General features: G+C 68.7%; 15 protein-coding genes. 2 read left to right on the top strand and 13 right to left on the bottom strand.

Annotated elements, in window-relative coordinates:
* Positions 1–223: 223 nt before the first annotated feature.
* Complete coding sequence (locus J2Y69_RS12255) at positions 224–880, bottom strand: hypothetical protein (RefSeq protein ID WP_310021109.1); 657 nt, start codon at positions 878–880, stop codon at positions 224–226.
* A 283-nt stretch (positions 881–1,163) separates the two neighbouring features.
* On the opposite strand from J2Y69_RS12255, the gene J2Y69_RS12250 reads away from it, so the two are divergent.
* Positions 1,164–2,405 (top strand): hypothetical protein, encoded by a 1,242-nt coding sequence (locus J2Y69_RS12250; protein WP_310021107.1) that lies wholly within the window; start codon positions 1,164–1,166, stop codon positions 2,403–2,405.
* 71 nt (positions 2,406–2,476) lie between these two features.
* On the opposite strand, the gene J2Y69_RS12245 is transcribed toward J2Y69_RS12250, so the two are convergent.
* From J2Y69_RS12245 to J2Y69_RS12195, 11 genes are all read right to left on the bottom strand, one after another.
* Positions 2,477–2,830: an RNA polymerase-binding protein RbpA gene (locus tag J2Y69_RS12245; RefSeq protein ID WP_310021106.1), complete on the bottom strand. Its 354-nt coding sequence runs from the start codon at positions 2,828–2,830 to the stop codon at positions 2,477–2,479.
* Complete coding sequence (gene secG / locus J2Y69_RS12240; RefSeq protein WP_310021104.1) at positions 2,830–3,078, bottom strand: preprotein translocase subunit SecG; 249 nt, start codon at positions 3,076–3,078, stop codon at positions 2,830–2,832. The genes J2Y69_RS12245 and secG overlap by 1 nt, the downstream gene beginning before the upstream one ends.
* Positions 3,079–3,151: 73 nt before the next feature.
* Entirely contained in the window at positions 3,152–3,943 is a 792-nt protein-coding gene (tpiA, locus tag J2Y69_RS12235) for a triose-phosphate isomerase (protein ID WP_310021102.1), read from the bottom strand.
* Entirely contained in the window at positions 3,934–5,160 is a 1,227-nt protein-coding gene (locus tag J2Y69_RS12230) for a phosphoglycerate kinase (RefSeq protein WP_310021100.1), read from the bottom strand. The genes tpiA and J2Y69_RS12230 overlap by 10 nt, the downstream gene beginning before the upstream one ends.
* A gap of 10 nt (positions 5,161–5,170) precedes the next feature.
* Positions 5,171–6,181, bottom strand: a complete 1,011-nt coding sequence (gene gap, locus J2Y69_RS12225; protein ID WP_310021099.1) for a type I glyceraldehyde-3-phosphate dehydrogenase — start codon at positions 6,179–6,181, stop codon at positions 5,171–5,173.
* Between the two features lie 101 nt (positions 6,182–6,282).
* A complete protein-coding gene (locus tag J2Y69_RS12220) occupies positions 6,283–6,909 on the bottom strand; it encodes a superoxide dismutase (RefSeq protein WP_310021097.1) in 627 nt (208 codons plus the stop codon).
* Between the two features lie 150 nt (positions 6,910–7,059).
* Positions 7,060–8,037: a DNA-binding protein WhiA gene (gene whiA / locus J2Y69_RS12215; protein WP_310021095.1), complete on the bottom strand. Its 978-nt coding sequence runs from the start codon at positions 8,035–8,037 to the stop codon at positions 7,060–7,062.
* Positions 8,038–8,122: 85 nt separating this feature from the next.
* Complete coding sequence (rapZ, locus tag J2Y69_RS12210) at positions 8,123–8,995, bottom strand: RNase adapter RapZ (protein ID WP_310021094.1); 873 nt, start codon at positions 8,993–8,995, stop codon at positions 8,123–8,125.
* 25 nt (positions 8,996–9,020) lie between these two features.
* On the bottom strand, positions 9,021–10,970 hold the full coding sequence (gene uvrC / locus J2Y69_RS12205; protein WP_310021092.1) for an excinuclease ABC subunit UvrC: 1,950 nt from the start codon (positions 10,968–10,970) through the stop codon (positions 9,021–9,023).
* The gene (uvrA, locus tag J2Y69_RS12200; protein WP_310021090.1) at positions 10,970–13,903 is read right to left on the bottom strand and encodes an excinuclease ABC subunit UvrA; all 2,934 of its coding nucleotides are present in this window, start codon (positions 13,901–13,903) and stop codon (positions 10,970–10,972) included. Before uvrA ends, uvrC begins: the two co-directional genes overlap by 1 nt.
* Before the next feature lie 64 nt (positions 13,904–13,967).
* Complete coding sequence (locus J2Y69_RS12195) at positions 13,968–14,423, bottom strand: MarR family winged helix-turn-helix transcriptional regulator (RefSeq protein WP_396653094.1); 456 nt, start codon at positions 14,421–14,423, stop codon at positions 13,968–13,970.
* Between the two features lie 29 nt (positions 14,424–14,452).
* Between J2Y69_RS12195 and J2Y69_RS12190 the strand changes: the two genes are divergently transcribed.
* On the top strand, positions 14,453–14,701 hold the full coding sequence (locus J2Y69_RS12190; protein ID WP_310021086.1) for a hypothetical protein: 249 nt from the start codon (positions 14,453–14,455) through the stop codon (positions 14,699–14,701).
* Here the strand turns inward: J2Y69_RS12190 and J2Y69_RS12185 are convergent.
* The gene (locus J2Y69_RS12185; protein WP_310021084.1) at positions 14,685–16,592 is read right to left on the bottom strand and encodes a glycosyltransferase; all 1,908 of its coding nucleotides are present in this window, start codon (positions 16,590–16,592) and stop codon (positions 14,685–14,687) included. The two genes, J2Y69_RS12190 and J2Y69_RS12185, sit on opposite strands and share 17 nt — an antisense overlap.
* Between the last annotated feature and the right edge of the window lie 119 nt (positions 16,593–16,711).

The following is a 16,711-nucleotide window of genomic DNA, read 5'->3' as shown; positions in this document are numbered from 1 at the left end:
TCTGGCCGAACCGCCAGAAGTCACCGCAGTTCCTCTCCGGAATCGCCTTCCGAGTCGAAGACCCCGACGAGTTCGCGGCCTTCATCGCACACGCGGGGCGGCGCCTCCTCGAATCGGTTCCGGCGACATGACAGAGAAGAAGGCCTCCGTCCTCGTGGAGAGGACGGAGGCCTTCGGGGAGACGACCGGGCACGCCGTGGGGAGGACGACCCGCATCGTGGGATCAGACGGTGGCGGTCCCGGAGAAGTTCACGCTTCCGGTGCCAAGGAGGACGAGTCCTGTCGCGACCCCGTTGAGGTTCCAGGTCAAGGTCATCGGGCATTCGATGCTCAGCCCGATGCCGTACTGGAGCGTGGTGCGGACCGTGACGGTCAGCGTGCGCGGCGCCACCGGGTAGGGCGGGATGCCGCCGATCGAACCACCGCTGGGCAGCAGGACGTTGTTGAACACGAAGCCCGCCGGGAACGCGCCGACGGTGGAGATGTTACCGCCGCCGACTCCCAGCCCCACGGTGGAGTTGTAGGTGCGGTTGTCCGACATCGTCAGCGTCGCCTGGGTGATCACGAAGGTGAAGGCGGGCTGGAAGATGTTCTGGAAGTCGATGCCGCAGCCGGTCGCATCGAGGCCGAACATGTTCGGCATGCCGATGATCCCCCGGTTGCCGGCCACTGCCGCCTGCAGCGTCCAGAGGCCGCCGATGATGCCGCCGACGACAGGCAGGCCCGCCTTGATACAGGACGGACAGGCCGGCGTCGAGGCCGCGGCCATCGGCATCGCCGACGCCGCAGCGACCACGGGAACCGCCCATGCCGCGCTCTTCACGATCGTCCGACGACTGACGTCCTTCGGCTGACTCTCACGTACGATGATGTCGCTCATTCCTCGATCTCCACATCACTCAGGTCCCGTCGGGTCGGGATCACGCTGTGAATCGCCGGTCACGTGACCGGACACGATGATCTTCGCGAGGGACGATTCTCACCGGAAACGAAGATGTCGCACTTTTGATTCAATCTGTCGCAATCTGAATGTCGACAGGATCTCGAACACTGCTGCGACCTGGCTCCTGCGCCATCACGTTTAGGCTGGCGATCGAACACCTGCTCCGCACCCTGCGGACGAGCAGGTCACGGACGACGACACACGCGATCGGAGCCCCAGGATGACCGACCCGCGGCTCTCCCCGCACAGGTCCGAGCCCGGCGGACATGGGCTTCCTCCGCGGTTCTCGGACATCGAGCACGGACCCGCGTCCATCGGATCGCGTCCGCGCCGACGCCCGTCCCGCCGCGCACGCTCCTGGGTGCTCCTCTCGGCCGGTCTCCTGATCGCGGTCGTCGCGGCCGGAATCGTCCAGGTGACGGCGAGCACCGGGTACGACCAGGCCCGAGCCGCCTTCGAGGAGATCGCCGCGGAGGACCGCACGGCCTCCGACGAGCTCCGCCGCAGCGCGGAGGAGGCGACCGCATCTGCGCGCGCGGCCGACGAGATCATCGCCGCCAGCAGCGGGAGCATCATCCGCGCCGAGGATGTCACCGCGGTGGGCGCCGCCTCCGCGCTCGTGGACGAGGCCGCATCCGCGTCCACTGCGGATGCGACCTCGCCCGTGCCGGAGGCCGGGGTGAAGCCGCTCTTCGCCTGGGACCTCCACGCGGAGAGCGACCGGCTCCGCACCGATGCCGCAGCGATGGAGGAACGTCGAGGGACGCTGGCCGCGGCGCACGACAGACTGGACGATGCCTCCGCCGCCCTCGTCGCCGCCGGCTCCGCGACGCTGCGATCGGCGGCATCGCTCGTCCCGGCCCTGGAGCAGCAGTTCCCGTCGGCCCGAACCGGCGACCTGCTCGCCCTCCGGGAGGCCGGGACCGCGCTGGAGTCCTCCGCGGGCGCGATGAACAAGTCAGCCGTCAACGCGTACAGCGCGTTCGAGGCGTCGGCAGCACAAGTGCGGGCGTCGAACGACGCCGAGCTCGCCGAGAAGGCCGGCCCCCTTCAGTCCGTACGACTGGAGGTCGAGGCATATGCGCGCTCGATCGCCGGTGGCATCCTGCTCGACTTCGACTGGGCTCCCCTCGTCAACGGCTATGGCGGAGCGGACTCGATCGGCGGTCTGACCTCCTGGAACAGCGGCACCGGATCAGGAGGGTTCGCGACGATCACCCTCTCCGATTCGGTTGCGGAGTTCTGGCCCGAGGACAGCGCTCGCGCACTGGTCACCCACGAGGTCGGGCACGCCATCTCGGCGAAATGCTGGGCGCTCTTCGACTGGGAGGACCGGGCCGCCAACGAGACCTGGGCCACCGCCTGGGCGATCAGCCACGGAGAGACGGCCGACGCCAACGGCGTCTGGCTGTACGGCTATCCGCCGCAGGCCGTCATCGACACCGCGGCGACCTGCCGCTGAACGGTCCTTCCGGACGAAACGACGAAGGGGACCCGCCGTGGCGGGTCCCCTTCGTGAACGGCTGTCGTGCTCTACTGCCCCCGACGCTCGCGGAGCTGCTGGAGCGCGTCCTCGAGAAGCTGCTCGGCCTCTTCGTCGGTTCGCCGCTCCTTCACGTAGGCGAGGTGCGTCTTGTAGGGCTCTGCCTTGGCGATCGCCGGTGGGTTCTCCCGGTCCCTGCCCGCGGGAAGACCCGAGTGGGGGTGGTCGATGACCTCGGGGATCTCCTCCTCCGGCAGCCCGGCCGCGAAGTACCGGACCGTCTCGTTGCCCAGGCCGTCCCAGTACGACACCGCGATGCGATCCGCATGGTAGCCGTGGTCCTGCTCGCCCATCGGGCCCGATCCGACTCGGGTACCGCGGATCGCGTTTCCGCCTGAAGCCATCAAAGCACCTCGAACTTCGTGATGAGCCCGAGCGCGACGATGGAGATGAACCACACCAGGGAGAGGACGATCGTGAAGCGGTTCAGGTTGCGCTCCGCGAGGCCGGACGAGCCGACCGCGGAGGTCATGCCGCCGCCGAACATGTCGGACAGACCGCCGCCACGACCCTTGTGGAGCAGGATGAGCAGCGTCAGCAGCACGCTGGTGATGCCCAGCAGAACCTGCAGGACGAACTGGAGAATATCCACGGATTGCCTTTCGCTCGGGCTCGAAGCCCGCGTAAGGATCGATTATACGTCGCCGGGCATCGATGCCCCGGGGTCACACCCCGACGTGCTTCTGGAAACGGATGATCGAGGCGAACTCGTCGACGACCAGGCTCGCCCCGCCGACGAGCGCGCCGTCCACGTCCGGCTCGCGCATGAAGGACGCGATGTTCGCCGCCTTCACCGATCCGCCGTAGAGGATCCGGGTGCGGGCGGCGGCGTCCTCACCGAGCGAGGTCGCCACGACCCCGCGCAGCGCGGCGCAGACGTCCTGCGCCTGCTGCGGCGTCGCCGCCTGACCCGAGCCGATCGCCCAGACCGGCTCGTAGGCGACGACGATGTCCGCCTTCGCGGAGACGCCGCGCAGCGCCGCCTCGAGCTGACCGGCGGGGACGGCGCTCGCGCCGAACTTCTCCAGGTCCTCGGAGGTCTCGCCGACGCAGATCACCGGAACCAGCGAGTGCTTGAGGGCGGCGGCGACCTTGGCCGCCACGACCTCATCCGTCTCGGCGTGGTACTCGCGACGCTCGGAGTGCCCGATGATCACGTACCGGGAGTCGAGCTTCGCCAGGAACGCGCCGGAGACCTCGCCCGTGTAGGCGCCCGAGTCGTGCGCCGAGAGGTCCTGCGCGCCGAGGGCGAACGGGATCTTGTCGGCGTCGATCAGCGTCTGGACGCTGCGCAGATCGGTGAACGGCGGGAAGACCGCCACCTCGACCGTGCCGTCCTCGTGCTTGGCGTCCTTGAGCGTCCAGTGCAGCTTCTGCACGAACGCCACCGCCTGCAGGTGATCGAGGTTCATCTTCCAGTTGCCCGCAATCAGCGGGGTTCGGGTCGTCACGCCCATCCGAGGACCTCCAGTCCGGGAAGCTTCTTGCCTTCGAGGAACTCGAGGCTGGCGCCTCCGCCCGTCGAGATGTGTCCGAATCGATCGTCCGCGAATCCGAGCTGGCGCACGGCGGCGGCGGAGTCCCCGCCTCCGACCACGCCGAGCCCGTCGATCTCGGTGAGCGCCTCGGCGACCGCCTTCGTGCCGCCCGCGAAGGCGGGGAACTCGAAGACGCCCATGGGGCCGTTCCAGAACACCGTCCTCGAGCCGCGGATGGCCTCCGCGAACCGAGCAGCGCTCTCCGGGCCGATGTCGAGTCCGATACCGGAGGCGCCGAACGGGCTCTGCTCGATCGCGTCCGCCGCGACCACCACGTGGTCCGCGTCCGCGGCGAACGAGGCGGCGACGACGACGTCCGTCGGGAGGACGAGCTCGACGCCGCGCTCCTTCGCCTCGGCGATGTAGCCGCGGACCGTGTCGAGCTGGTCCTTCTCCAGCAGGCTGGCGCCCACCGCGTGGCCTTCCGCCGCGAGGAAGGTGAAGAGCATGCCGCCGCCGACGAGGATCCGGTCCACGCGTGGGAGCAGATGCGAGATCACGCCGAGCTTGTCCGAGACCTTCGAGCCGCCGAGCACGACCGTGTACGGCCTCTCCGGGTTCTCCGTGAGACGGTCCAGCACGTCCAGCTCGGTGGCGATCAGCAGGCCTGCGGCCGACGGGAGGATCTGGGCCAGCTCGTAGACGCTGGCCTGTTTGCGGTGCACGACGCCGAAGCCGTCGGACACCATCGCGTCGCCGAGCTCGGCGAGCTGCTCGGCGAATGCCTTGCGCTCCCCCTCGTCCTTCGCCGTCTCGCCCGGGTTGAACCGGAGGTTCTCCAGGACGACGACACCGCCGTCCTCCAGGGCGGCGACCGCCTCGTGTGCGGACTCGCCCACCGTGTCACGGGCGAAGGCCACGGGCTTGCCGAGGAGCTCGGACAGCCGCTGAGCCACCGGCTCCAGGCTGTACTGCGGGTCGGGTGCGCCGTCGGGGCGACCGAGGTGCGAGCACACGATCACTCGTGCACCGGCGTTGATGAGGGCGTTCAGGGTCGGCAGCGACGCGCGAACGCGGCCATCGTCCGTGATGACCCCGTCCCGGAGGGGGACGTTGAGGTCACAACGGACGATGACGCGCGTTCCGTCGAGCGAACCGACCGACTCCCCGAGGGAGTCGAGGGTGCGCAGGGTCATCGTTCGGCGTTCAGAGACGCTCGGCGACGTACTCGGTCAGGTCGACCAGACGGTTGGAGTAGCCCCACTCGTTGTCGTACCAGCTGGACACCTTGATCAGGTTCCCCGAGACGTTGGTGAGCGTCGAGTCGAAGATCGACGAGTACGGGTTGCCCTGGATGTCGCTCGAGACGATCTGGTCCTCGTTGTACTGGAGGTAGCCGGCGAGGCGGCCTTCGGCGGCGGCCTTCGCGTATGCGGCGTTGACCTCGTCGACGGTGAGGTCATCACGCTCCGTGATCAGCGTCAGGTCGACGATCGAGCCGGTCGGGACCGGCACACGGTAGGACGAGCCGCTCAGCTTGCCGTTGATCTCCGGGAGCACGAGGCCGATCGCCTTGGCGGCTCCGGTCGAGGCCGGGACGATGTTGATCGCCGCGGCGCGCGCACGGCGCAGGTCTCCGTGAGGACCGTCCTGCAGGTTCTGGTCGGCGGTGTAGGCGTGCGCGGTCATCATGAAGCCGCGGACGATGCCGAACTCGTCGTTGAACACCTTCGCCAGCGGCGCGAGGCAGTTCGTGGTGCAGGACGCGTTGGAGATGATGTGGTGGTTCGCCGGGTCGTAGGTCTCCTCGTTCACGCCCATGACGATGGTCGCGTCGTCCCCCGATGCGGGGGCGGAGATCAGCACCTTCTTGGCGCCTGCCTCGATGTGCTTCCGGGCCAGCTCCGCCTTGGTGAAGAAGCCGGTGGACTCGATGACGATGTCGACGCCCAGCTCGCCCCAGGGGAGGTTCGCGGGGTCGCGCTCCGCGAAGGCCTTGATCTGCTTGCCGTCGACGGTGATGCTGTCGTCGTCGTAGCCGACACTCCCCGCGAGGACGCCGCCGACCGAGTCGTACTTCAGCAGGTGCGCGAGGGTCTTGTTGTCGGTGAGGTCGTTGACCGCGACGATCTCGATGTCCGCGCCCTGTTCGAGAGCTGCGCGGAAGTAGTTGCGTCCGATGCGGCCGAAGCCATTGATACCGATCTTGACAGACACTCAGGTCTCCTGATTCTCGTGCGCGATGCGCTTTTTGTTCAGAGAAGAGATGGACGACGGCGTCCCGACGGGCAGATCGCCCATCGGGACGCCCGTCTTGGTTATGACAGTACCAGCAGACCGTTCGTCTGCTCGCGAGCCACCTGCAGGCGCCGGGAGACGTTCTCCCAGTTGGCGATGTTCCACGCGGCCTTGACGTAGTCGGCCTTGACGTTGAGGTAGTCCAGGTAGAAGGCGTGCTCCCACATGTCGAGCTGGAAGATCGGGACCGTGCCCTGCGCGGTGTTGGCCTGCTGGTCGAACAGCTGCTGGATGATCAGCTGCTGGCCGATCGAGTCCCAGCTGAGCACTGCCCAGCCCGATCCCTGGATGCCGACTGCAGCCGCGGTGAAGTGCGCCTGAAACTTCTCGAAGGAGCCGAAGAACTCCTCGATGGCCGCCTTCAGCTCGCCCTCGGGCTGGCCTCCGCCGTTCGGGGAGAGGTTCGTCCAGAAGATGGAGTGGTTCACGTGGCCGCCGAGGTTGAACGCGAGGTCCTTCTCGAGCTTGTTCACGTTCGCGAGGTTGCCGCTGTCGCGCGCCTCGGCAAGCTGCTCCAGCGCCGTGTTCGCGCCGTTCACGTAGGCGGCGTGGTGCTTGTCATGGTGGAGCTCCATGATCTTGCCGCTGATGTGCGGCTCAAGCGCCGCGAAGTCGTAGGGAAGGTCGGGGAGCGTGTACTGCGCCATGTCGAATTCATCCAATCCGCGCCGCGCGCGCGGCGCTTGCCGGTCCCTCTCGCCACCGAACTGCGACGTGAGGCGGACGTTCCCATCCTAGTGACGAGAACACGCCGGCGTCAGGGATCCTTCCCGACGAGGACGATCGGAGCACCGGGCTCAGACGTCGATGCCTGCGGGCACCGCGGACTCCGTGCCGGGGACGCCGTCGACCGTCGCCCGCTTGTCCGCCATCGCCAGCAGGCGACGGATGCGCCCTGCCACAGCGTCCTTCGTGAGGGGCGGATCGGCGTGATGGCCGAGCTCGTCGAGGCTCGCATCCCGGTGCGCGAGACGGAGCTCGCCCGCCATGCGGAGGTGGTCGGGAACGTCCTCGCCGAGGATCTCCAGCGCGCGCTCGACGCGAGCGCACGCGGCGACGGCGGCCTGTGCGGAGCGGCGGAGGTTCGCATCGTCGAAGTTCACGAGACGGTTGACCCCGGCACGCACCTCGCGACGCTGCCGCATCTCCTCCCAGGCTGCCGCGGTCTTCTCCGCGCCCATGAGGCTCAGGAGCGAGCGAATCGCCTCCCCCTCTCGCACGACGACACGGGGCATCCCGCGGACCTCGCGGGCCTTCGCGGCGATGCCGAGCCGATGCGCGGCGCCGACCAGCGCCATCGCCGCCTCGGACGACGGGCAGATCACCTCGAGGACGGCAGAGCGTCCCGGTTCGCTGAGCGAGCCCGCAGCGAGGAACGCGCCCCGCCAGAGCCCGGACAGTTCCTCACGGGAGCCCGTCGTCAGACGGTTCGGCAGTCCGCGGACCGGGCGACGACGCTGGTCCAGCAGACCGGTCTGTCGCGCCAGCGTCTCCCCCGCCGAGATCACCCGAACGGCGTAGCGGGCGCCGTCGACGCCCGAGGCCCCCTGGACCTGTGCGATCTCGGGCCGGACGCCGAAGATCTCGGCGAGATCCCTGGCGACGCGACGAGCGAGCAGTTCCGCATCCACCTCTGCCTCGACCGCCACACGGTTCGCGATCGAGTGCAGGCCACCGGCGAACCTCAGCACCGCCGTCACCTCCGCGACGCGCACCGTGGGGGGTGCGTTGCGGATGCCGACCAGCTCTGCCTTGACGTCGGTGGTGAGTGTCACGGGACTCCTTCGCTTAGGGGCGCCGGATCGCGACGCGAAGGACTAGCCTACTCGTCTCCGGTCCTGCGCATGCATCGCGGCGACCTCACTCCCGGCCGAGATCGCGGTGCCGCACGGTGATCGCGACCCCCGGCGTCGAGGCGAGCCGCCGGGCCAGCTCCTCCGCCATGGCGACCGATCTGTGGCGGCCGCCGGTGCATCCGATGGCGACCGTCGAATGGCTCTTGTTCTCGCGCTGGTACCCGGCCAGCACCGGCCCGAGCGCCTGGACGTAGGCGTCGAGGAACTCCTGCGCGCCGTCGCGCGAGAGGACGTACTCGCTGACGGGCGCGTCCTGCCCGTTCGAGTCGCGCAGCTCCTCGATCCAGAACGGATTCGGCAGGAAGCGCATGTCCGCGACGAGGTCAGCGTCGGAGGGCAGGCCGTATTTGAAGCCGAAGCTCATGATCGTCAGACGGTGGCGCGCTGCCCCCTCCTCGGCGAACAGCTCGGTGACCTTGGTCGCGAGCTGATGGATGTTGAGGGCCGAGGTGTCGATGATGATGTCGGCCGCCTCGCGCAGGGGGGCCACCCTCGTCCGCTCGATGCGGATGCCGTCCAGGATCGTGCCGTCCCCCTGCAGCGGGTGCGGACGCCGGACCGACTCGAACCGGCGGACGAGGACGTCGTCGGACGCGTCGAGGAAGAGCACGCGCACGGAGCCGTGCACGCGAAGGGAGCGCGCGGCGTCCGGGAAGTCGTCGAAGAGGTTTCGTCCCCGCACGTCCACAACCGCCGCCACCCTCGGCAACGCCGCGCCGCCGAGATTGGCGAGGTCCAGGAGCGGCCGGAGCATCTGCGGCGGGAGGTTGTCGACCACGTACCAGCCGAGATCCTCGAGTGCGTTCGCCACCGTGGAGCGCCCCGCGCCCGACATGCCGGTGACGATCAGGAACTCGCCCTGGTCGCCGATGCTCATGAAGCCTCCCTCGCTCGGGTCCAGCCTACAGAGCGGCCGGTGTCGGCGACGCCGTCGCCGAGGCGAGATGCGCGTGGATGTTCCGCGCCAGCGCCGGGCCGATGCCTGGCACCTCCTGGATCTCCGCGGAGGTCGCGGAGCGGAGCGCCGTGACCGATCCGAAGTGCCGCAGCAGCGCCTTGATCCGCGATGCGCCGAGTCCCGGGACTTCGGCCAGGACCGTGGTGATGTCTCTCTTCCGCCGCTTGCGCTGGTGGGTGATCGCGAATCGGTGCGCCTCGTCGCGGAGTCGCTGGAGGAGGTACAGCGCGTCGCTGGTGCGCGGAAGGATCACCGGGTACTCCTCCCCCGGAAGCCAGATCTCCTCCAGGCGCTTGGCGATCCCGCAGAGTCCGATCTCCGTGTGGCCGGCGTCCTTCAGCGCACGGGCCGCGGCCTCCACCTGCGGACGCCCGCCGTCCACCAGCAGGAGCTGCGGCGGATAGGCGAATCGCCTCTTCGGGGCGACGACGACCTGCCCGTCCACGTCGTCGTCGGACGTCGCTCCCCCGGGGGTCGTCTCCGCCGCTGCCTGCGGCGCATCCTCCGAAGTGTCGAGGTGGGCGAGGCGTCGGCGGAGCACCTGGTACATCGAATCGGTGTCGTCCGTGGTCTCGGCGACTCCGAACGAGCGGTACTGGTCCTTGCGGGGCAGCCCGTCCTCGAACACCACCATCGAGCCGACGACGTTCGTGCCGCCGAGGTGCGAGATGTCGTAGCACTCGATCCGCAGCGGCGCCTCGTCGAGGCCGAGCGCGTCCTGCAGATCGGTGAGCGCCTGGGTCCGCGTCGTGTAGTCACTGGACCGACGCGTCTTGTGGCGGATCAGCGCCTGCTGCGCGTTCACCGTGGCGTTCCGCATGAGCTCGGCGCGCTGGCCGCGCTGGGCGACCACCACCTCGACCTTCCTGCCGCGGCGCTCGCGCAGCCACTCCTCGAGATCGGCGGCGTCGTCCGGGAGGGTAGGGACGATCACTCGACGAGGGACGCCGTCTCCTGTCGCCTCGCCGTACGCCCGCTGAAGCAGCTGATCAATCAACTCGCCCGGCGAGATGTCGATCTCCTTCTCGATGGTGGTCGCCCGCACGCCACGCACGCGGCCGGCTCGGATGACGAAGTGCTGCACGGCCGCGGAGAGCTCGTCCTCGGCGACCCCGAACAGATCGGCGTCCTCGTCCTGGGCCAGGACCAGGGCGCTCTTGCCCAGGACCGCCTCGATGGAGGCGAGCTTGTCGCGGTACCTCGCGGCGTTCTCGTAGTCCATCGCGGCCGAGGCCTCCCGCATACGGCGGGTCAGCTCGCGGGTGAAACGCTCGTCGCCGCCCTCCATGAAGGCCACGAAGTCGTCCACCATCGCCCGGTGCTCCTCGATCGTCACCGTCATCGAGCACGGGCCGCCGCACTTCCCGATCTGGCCGGGGAAGCACGGCCGACCGGTCTGCATGGCGCGCTTGTAGCTGGCGTCGCTGCAGGTGCGGATCGGGAACGCCTTGACCATCAGGTCGATGGTCTCGTGCACCGCCCAGACCTTGGGATAGGGGCCGAAGTACCGCGCTCGCGGGATCCTCCGGTTCCGGGTGACGAGGACCCGCGGAGCCTCGTCACCGAGGGTGACCGCCATGAACGGATAGGACTTGTCGTCGCGGTAGCGCACATTGAACGGCGGATCGAACTCCTTGATCCACATGTACTCGAGCTGGAGCGAGTCGACATCCGTCGGGACGACCGTCCACTCCACGGAGGACGCCGTGGTGACCATCCGTCGGGTGCGCTCATGCAGGGTGCGCAGCGGTGCGAAGTAGTTCGAGAGCCTCTGCCGAAGGTTCTTCGCCTTGCCGACGTAGAGCACGCGTCCCTGCGCGTCGCGGAATCGGTAGACGCCCGGATCGGTCGGGATCTCCCCCGTTCGAGGCTTGTAGGGCAGTTCCTCCGCCATCAGCTCGCCTTGCGCGCCCGACTCCCCGGCACGACCTCGTCGCGCGAGGCCGAGAGGGAACGACGGCGGTTCCCGCTGAGGGCCTCGGCGAGGAACTGACCGGTGTGGCTCTCCTCGACCTTCGCCACCTGCTCGGGCGTTCCGGTGGCGAGGATCTGACCGCCCCCGGAGCCGCCTTCCGGCCCCAGGTCGATCACCCAGTCCGCTGACTTGATGACATCGAGGTTGTGCTCGATCACCACGACCGTGTTGCCCTTGTCCACCAGGCCGTTGAGCACCTCGAGGAGCTTGCGGACGTCCTCGAAGTGCAGACCGGTGGTGGGCTCGTCGAGGACGTAGATGCTGCGCCCGCTGCTTCGTCGCTGGAGCTCGGTGGCCAGCTTCACGCGCTGCGCCTCACCGCCGGAGAGCGTCGTCGCGGCCTGGCCGAGTCGCACGTAGCCGAGGCCGACGTCGACGAGGGTCTTGAGGTATCGGTGGATCGCCTGGATCGGCTCGAAGAACTCCGCAGCCTCCTCGATGGGCATCTCGAGCACCTCGGCGATGTTCTTGCCCTTGTAGTGGACAGCCAGGGTGTCGCGGTTGTAGCGCTTGCCGTGGCACACCTCACAGTCGACGTACACGTCGGGGAGGAAGTTCATCTCGATCTTGATCGTGCCGTCGCCGGAGCACGCCTCACAGCGCCCTCCCTTGACGTTGAAGCTGAACCGCCCCGGCTGGTAGCCGCGCACCTTCGCCTCAGGGGTCTCGCTGAACAGCGTCCGGATGCGGTCGAAGACGCCGGTGTAGGTGGCCGGGTTCGACCGCGGCGTCCGCCCGATGGGGGCCTGGTCAACGTGGACGACCTTGTCGAGGTTGTCGAGCCCGGTGACCCTCGTGTGCTTCCCGGGAACCGTGCGTGCTCCATTGAGGCGGGATGCGAGCACCTGATACAGGATGTCGTTGACCAGCGAGGACTTGCCCGATCCGCTGACGCCGGTCACCGCCGTCATCACACCGAGCGGGAAGTCCGCGGTCACGTTCCTGAGGTTGTTCTCCTTGGCGCCGACGACGCTCAGCATGCGCTTGCGGTCGATCTTGCGCCGCTTCGCCGGCGTCACGATCTCGCGACGGCCGGCGAGATAGTCCCCGGTCATGGAGGAGGTGTCTCCGAGGAGGGCGGAGTACGGTCCGGAGTGGACGACCAGACCACCGCCGACACCGGCACCGGGTCCGATGTCGACGACCCAGTCCGCCGCCTCGATGGTCTCCTCGTCGTGCTCGACCACGATCAGGGTGTTCCCGAGGTCGCGGAGGGCGACGAGCGTCTCGATGAGACGACGATTGTCCCGCTGGTGCAGGCCGATGGACGGCTCGTCCAGGACGTAGAGGACGCCCGTGAGCCCCGAGCCGATCTGTGTCGCGAGGCGGATGCGCTGAGCCTCCCCGCCCGAGAGCGAGCCCGCCGATCGGCTGAGGTTCAGATACGAGAGGCCGACCTGGAGGAGGAAGTCGAGACGGAGCCGGATCTCGCGAAGCACCTGGGCCGCGATCTTGGCCTCACGCTCGGTGAGATCCAGACGCTGCATGAACTCCTGCGCGTCCGCGAGGCTCTTGTGCGACACCTCGGCGATCGAGTGGCCGTGCACGAGGACCGAGAGGACCTCCGGCTTCAGCCGGTCGCCGTTGCAGACCGGGCAGGGCACCTCGCGGAGGTACTCGCCCCAGCGCCCGCGCTGCGTGTCGCTCTCCGCCTGCAGGTACTGGCGCTCGATGTAGGGGACGACGCCCTCGAACCCCGAGGAGTAGCGCATCTCGCGCCCGTAGCGGTTCTTCCACTTGACGGTGACCTTGTAGTCCTCGCCGCGGAGCACCGCCTCGCGCACGTCCGAGTGCAGCGCACGCCACGGCGTGTCCAGCGAGAAGTCCAGATCGCGGGCCAGCCCCTCCAGGAGGCGCTCGTAGTACTGGAACAGCCCCTTGCCCTGAGTCGTCCACGGGATGATCACACCCTCGCGGATCGACAGGTCCTCGTCGCCGAGCATCAGGTCGACGTCCACCGACATCCGCGTTCCGAGACCGGAGCAGGCCGGGCAGGCACCGAACGGGGCGTTGAACGAGAAGGTCCGCGGCTCGATCTCGGTCAGCGCGATGGCATGGCCGTTGGGGCAGGCGAGCTTCTCGGAGAAGGACTGCCATGCCTCGTCGCCAGTCTCATCGACGAAGTTCACCTGCATCACGCCGCCGGCAAGGCCCAGAGCCGTCTCCACCGAGTCGGTGACACGGCCGAGGATGTCTCCGGACGCGACCAGCCGGTCGACCACCACGGCGATGTCGTGCTTGTAGCTCTTCTTCAGCGTCGGCGGCTCGGCGAGCTGGATCATGTCCCCATCGACGATCGCCCGGGCGTAGCCCTTCGCCGCGAGCTCGCGGAAGAGGTCGACGAACTCGCCCTTCTTCTGGCTGATGACCGGCGCGACGATCTGGTAGCGCGTCCTTTCGGGGAGCTCCATGAGCTGATCCGCGATCTGCTGCACGGTCTGCCGCTGGATGCGCTCCCCGCACTGCGGGCAATGCGGGATGCCGATGCGCGCCCAGAGCAGCCGCATGTAGTCGTAGATCTCGGTGATCGTGCCGACCGTCGACCGCGGGTTGCGGTTGGTGGACTTCTGATCGATCGAGACGGCGGGGCTCAACCCCTCGATGAAGTCGACGTCCGGGCGGTCCACCTGCCCGAGGAACTGCCGCGCGTAGGCGCTCAGCGACTCGACGTAGCGGCGCTGCCCCTCTGCGAAGATCGTGTCGAACGCGAGGCTCGACTTGCCGGACCCGGAGAGGCCGGTGAACACCACGAGGGAGTCGCGTGGGATGTCGAGGTCGACGTTCTTGAGATTGTGGACGCGGGCACCGCGGACACTGAGTTTTCCTGGACTGGCGACGGGAACGATGGGCACCGGACAAGTCTATGAGGGGCCACCGACATCGGCTCCGCTCGGCCGGCGAAGCTCCCGGCGAAGCTCAGAGCGCCACGCGTCCGGCGAAGCGCTGAAGACCGTCCCGCACTCCCTCGACCTCGCCGACGGTCATCTCCAGCCTCGCCATCACCTGGGAGGGCACCGCCACCGCGCGAGCCCTCAGCGCCGCGCCGGCATCCGTGAGGGCGATGTCGAGACGGCGCTCGTCGGCCGCGCTCCGACGACGCTCGATCAGCCCGTCCGACTCCAGCCGTTTGACCAACGGGGACGCGGTCGCCGGATCCATCGCGAGCGCCGCGGCGAGGTCCCCGAGTGAACGGGGGGAATCCTCCCACAGGGCGAGCATGACGAGGTACTGGGGATGGGTGAGCCCGAGCGGCTCCAGGATCGGACGGTAGATCGCCACGACGTTGCGGGCGGCCGTCACCAGCGCGAAGCACAGCTGGTTCTCCAGGAGCAGCAGGTCATCCGCAGTCGATTCCACATTCCGATGATACATGTTGCCCTAATCATTAGTACACTAAGGGTATGTCAGCATCCGAGGACACACCCCGTCCGCCTCTGCGCGACCGGATCCGCGAGGCCGGCGGCCTCTACTCCTGGTTCAACACGAACCTCATCCGGTTCGCCGGTCCCGCGTCGGTCGGGCCGTACGAGTCCACTCCCCCGCCGTCCGATGCGGAGCGCGCCCAGCGCGCCTGTCCGCTGTGCGGTGCACCGATGACCGAGCACACGATCGACCGTTCCGGGCCGAAGCCGCTCATGCACTGCCCTTGATCGCCTCACGCCGCGGACGACGGCCCCGACGCCTCGCGCTCAGCAGCGCGACGCGCTCCTCCGCGTCGGTGGCCGTGAGCCCGTGGGGGGTCTTCTCCCAGCGGAACGGCGAGACGTAGAGCTGCCAGAGGGCACGGTATGCCGCGACCGAGTGCAGGAGCCAGTAGACCGGCGAGAGCAGCGCGAACGCGGCGACCCCCAGGTCGTATCGCCGCCATGCGCTGGCGAGCGCGGCTCCGATCATCAGGATGTGCGAGGTCGCCGCGACGCTGAACGCCGCGACGACGAACCAGCCGGGCAGCGCCACCGCCTCGGCGACGGCCGGGATGAGCAGGAGCAGGGAGACCAGGAGCAGGAGCGGATAGGTCAGGAAGGCGAGCGGCGTCCCGGCGATGAGGAGCAGGAGCGATGCCAACCCCCTCGCCCCGTTCTGTCGCACCCACCCGACCGGATGCCTGCTGTTGACGGCGCCGGTCATCATGTAGCCCTTGATCCAGCGGGTCCGCTGTCTGATCCAGGCCGGCAGCTGGGCGCACCCCTCCTCCCAGGTCGTGGAGTCCAGCACGTCGATCCGATACCCGCGGGACGCGACCCTGAGCCCGAGATCCGCGTCCTCGGTGACGTTGTACGCATCCCACCCTCCGACGTGCCGCAGCACCTCGACGCGGAAGTGGTTCGAGGTCCCCCCGAGCGGGATCGGGAGCCGAAGACGCTGCAGCCCCGGGAGCATCGCGTCGAACCAGAAGGCGTACTCGATCGCGAAGAGCCGGGTGAGCGCGTTGTGATGGGCGTTGAAGTAGTGCAGCCCGCACTGGAGCGCGCCGATGGGCCTGCTGTCGCGCCGGTTGCGCAGCGGACGCTCGAACGCCTCGACGGCCGCGCGCAGCTGACCGGCGTCCGGCCTGTCCTCGGCGTCGTAGATAACGACGTACTCGCCGCGGGCGAAGCGCAGGCCGTAGTTGCATGCGCGCGGCTTGGTCCTGGGAAACCCCGGCGGGACGACGAGGGTCCGGACGTAGAGAGGCGGGCGCGCCTCCCTCACGATCCGGCGGGTCTCCTCGTCATCCGCCTCCAGGAGGAGGATCACGTCGAGCCTGTTGCGGGGATAGTCCAGTCGGTCGATCGTCTCCAGCAGCTTGCCGATCACGTTGGCCTCGCGGTAGGCGGGAACGAGGATCGTGTAGATCGGCAGGGACTCGTCCGGTCTGCGGGCGCGGATCGCCTGACGACGGCGTGCGCTCCGCGCCCGCGCGACCGTCCAGAGCGTGCCGAGTCCTGCGACGATCTTCACGGCGACCATCGCGAACAGCGCGAGATTGGCCAGCCCGAGCACCGTCATCATGCCGGCGGCCGGACCGAGCAGGAAGCTGAGCGCGATCCCCGTGATGACCAGGAGCGGCAGCAGCCGCTGCCACGTCCGCATTCCCGAGCGGGCCGACTCCTCCGGGCGCTCCTCGGCGAATCCCTCGGCCGCATCGTGCGCGAGCGCGGGGCCGAGGACACGGGCCACGGTCTCCTCCACCGCCTGATCCGTCGCGACGACGCCGGCGACGATCGGCATGCCCAGCGCGATCCTGGCCTGTCGCACCAGCTCCTCGGTCGGCTGGACGGACACGGCGATCACGGCGCCGCCGTCGACGCGACGCCACGGCACCCAGGACGCCCCCACCAATGCCGTCGACGGCGCGACGCGGACCAGATCGGGGTCCGCTGGATCGTCGTCGAGATCGACGAACTCCAGTCCCCAGCGCCCAGCGAGGATCTGGAAGAGCTGACCTCGCGTGATCGCCCCCTGATGCATCAGGTGCTCCCCCGGCGGGAAACCGTCCTCCTCGCTCGCGCGGATCGCTTTTCTGATCTGCCCCTCGGTGAGCACGCCGCTCGCGATCATCGCACCGAGTGCGTCGTTCCCGGCATCGCCGCCCGGACGCGCGACAGATATCCCCCGTACCGCCAATGGCTCTTTCCCCCCTTGCGGCGCTGACGCGCCGCAATCCCCGGGTCTGACGA

It is taken from the genome of Microbacterium resistens (genome assembly GCF_031456305.1).
Classification (GTDB): Bacteria; Actinomycetota; Actinomycetes; order Actinomycetales; family Microbacteriaceae; genus Microbacterium; species Microbacterium resistens_A.
This window is presented reverse-complemented; position numbering and strand designations above follow the sequence as displayed.